The sequence below is a fragment of the Candidatus Cyanaurora vandensis genome (genome assembly GCF_013285555.1).
In the GTDB taxonomy this organism is placed as follows: domain Bacteria; phylum Cyanobacteriota; class Cyanobacteriia; order Gloeobacterales; family Anthocerotibacteraceae; genus Cyanaurora; species Cyanaurora vandensis.
Map to the genome: position 1 here is coordinate 1 of NZ_JAAXLT010000223.1, position 2,589 is coordinate 2,589.

Consider the following 2,589-nt stretch of genomic DNA (forward strand, 5'->3'; position numbering starts at 1 on the left):
ACTTCCAGGACCACCCCCGCCCCCTCATGCCCCAACACCGCTGGGAACAAGCCCTCGGGGTCCTCGCCGGAGAGGGTGAAAGCATCGGTATGACAGACTCCCGTGGCCCGGATCTCCACTAAGACTTCACCCGCACGGGGTCCGTCGACCTGGATACGCTCAATCGTTAAGGGTTTACCAACTTCGTAGGCGACAGCGGCACGGGTTTCCATATTGCTCCGGGGTGGAACGCTCATCTACTTTAATAGTTAGACGCACCCCGTTGGCCTGATCGGCAATTTGTTGACATAGTAGGGAGTGTCAGGCAGAGGACAGGACATGGGCGCGGTGGCAGTGATTGGCGGGCTTTGGTTGGCTTTTGCGGCGAGTCATACGCTCTTGTCCTCTGTTGGACTCCGGGCCAATCTCCAGAAGAAACTCGGGGCGGGCGGCTACTTGGGGTTTTACTCGTTAGTGGCGGCGGCGACCTTTATCCCGTTGGTCGTCTATTACGGATCACACAAACACGAGGGTCCTCTGCTCTGGGCGGACGGGCCGCGCTCATTGACCTATAGCTTAATGGTGCTGGCAGTCTTTTTTATTGCCGCAAGTCTCATCTCGCCGCCGCCCGGTTCGATGCAGAGTCGGGGCAGTCTGGCGGTGACAGGGATTACTAAACTGACTCGGCATCCTGGTTTTATTGGTTTTATCCTCTTTGGGCTGGCCCATCTCATCGTCAATGGTTACGCAAGTGATGTAGCTTTTTGGGGCGGTTTGGTCCTCTACACGCCGTTTGGGGCTTGGCATCAGGACCAGCGCAAACGTCAGGAAAACCCGGTAGGTTACGGTCAAGTGCTGACTCAGACTTCTTTCATTCCCGGCTTAGCAATCTTGCAGGGCCGCCAGTCGTTTAAGTTTGCAGACCTGGGTTTCATTCCCCTGATTGCTACAGTTTTCGGGGTCATCCTCCTCATCCAGGGCCACCCCTATTTCGCGGGTGTTTCCCTAATCCAACGTTGAGGAATTGGTTCAAATCCCACCGGGCAACTGATGCACCGCCACCAAGACCATCCGCCATCCTTCCGCCAGAAAATACACGCCTTCGGACCAGTCCGTTCGCCCCACGGCACCAAACCGCTCCAGGAATTGCTGGGACAGGGTGGGGGCCACGACCCAGACTAGCGGAACCTGCTCTTCCAGAAAGGGAAGCTTGGCTCGACGGAGAACTGGTCATGCTTGGTGCGAGTCATGGCGTGAGTGTAGCATCGTCCTTTAATCAAATAGCTGTCACCTTCAGTGCTTAAAAAGCCTCTTCTGGTAACAGTTCTGCCTCTAGGCTTGCCATTTGTTCCATGGTCATTTGACAGCGGCGGTTGAGGTCTTGGATGCGTTGGTGTTCTTCGTGGATCTGGGCTTGGTAATGTTCGGCGGCTTGACGTTGACCCTGGGCGAAGGCTTCCTCAAAGTAGCGCGTCCAGTGTAGGTAACGTTTTTGGCATATTTCTAGGGCCATATTGGCTAAGGCTGCCCGCATAACGAGACTGGGGCGCATCAGGGCCACGCGGTTCATCTCGGAGACCCAGAGCAGGTTGTAGACGTAGTCTTGCAGTGGACCATCCTCAATCATCCGGCGTTGAACTTGGGGGATGAGTTGGTCGGGGGCCTCTTCCATCACTTCACTGACCAGTTGCCAGAGGCGGCGGTGCAGAGGGAAGGAGAACTCTAAATCATCATCTTCGAGACTGCGGAGAATATCGGCGCGGTATTCCGGGATGTTGAGGAAGATCTGGAGCAGTTGGAACTCAGCGGTGAGCAGTTTGTTGACCGGGTTTTCTTTTTTAGGGGTACGCGTCGGGCCACTCCAGCGGCGAGAACGGATACGCTTACGCAGTTCTTCTTCAATCTGGACCCCCAGCCGCCCATTCCCCGCCGCCAAGCGTCCGGCAATCTCGTGGAGGTAATGGGTGCGCTCTAGGGAATTGGTAATCTCCGTCAGTAACCCCACGGCATCCTGGGAGACCTGCTGGAAATCCGCCGCCCGTTTCACATCCTTGTCCCGGAAAATTCGCTCAATCAGCCACTCGCGCCAGGGCGGGGCGGCCTGGGCCAAGGTGAGGTAGGTACTTGCGCCATTGTGTTGGATGAATTCGTCGGGGTCTTTGCCCTGGGGGATCGTCAGGACGCGGGGCTGGATACCCAGTTGTCCCAGTTGTTTGAAATAATCCACCGCCCGTTGGGTGGCTTTTTCCCCGGCGGTATCCGCGTCAAAGTTGAGGATGATCCGTTGTGAGGGAGTCAACTTTAAAAGTTGCTTCACCTGAAACTCACCCAGGGCAGTCCCGAGCGTGGCAACGGCTTGGGTAATCCCGGCTTGGTGCAAGGAGATGACATCGAAATAACCCTCTACCACCAGGGCAAAGTCGGCCTTGGCAATCGCTTGTTTCGCCTTGTCTAGCCCGAAAAGAATTTTTCCCTTCTCGAAAACCTCGCTCTCTGGCGAGTTGAGATACTTGGGTTGTTCATCGCCAAAGGCACGGCCCCCAAAGGCCACCACCCGCCCCTGCGCGTCGTGGATCGGCAATAGTAACCGATGGCGAAAATAGTCATACC

The 2,589-nt window shown here is 56.2% G+C and carries 4 protein-coding genes; 1 reads left to right on the plus strand and 3 read right to left on the minus strand.

Translation table 11 applies throughout. The features are described from left to right. Positions 1-212: alcohol dehydrogenase catalytic domain-containing protein (locus HFM78_RS15675; protein WP_287130397.1), on the minus strand; the 212-nt coding region annotated here is incomplete at its 3' end. A gap of 106 nt (positions 213-318) precedes the next feature. On the opposite strand from HFM78_RS15675, the gene HFM78_RS15680 reads away from it, so the two are divergent. After that, positions 319-999 carry an NnrU family protein gene (locus HFM78_RS15680; protein WP_287130398.1) on the plus strand — a complete coding sequence of 227 codons (681 nt, stop codon included), beginning with the start codon at positions 319-321 and terminating at the stop codon, positions 997-999. Between the two features lie 9 nt (positions 1,000-1,008). Here HFM78_RS15680 and HFM78_RS15685 read toward each other — a convergent pair whose 3' ends face one another. Then, positions 1,009-1,149, minus strand: coding sequence for a hypothetical protein (locus HFM78_RS15685; RefSeq protein WP_287130399.1), 141 nt, complete (start codon positions 1,147-1,149; stop codon positions 1,009-1,011). A 130-nt stretch (positions 1,150-1,279) separates the two neighbouring features. Further along, positions 1,280-2,589, minus strand: a 1,310-nt coding sequence (locus HFM78_RS15690) for a DNA primase (RefSeq protein WP_287130400.1), incomplete at its 5' end; no start/stop codon positions are given.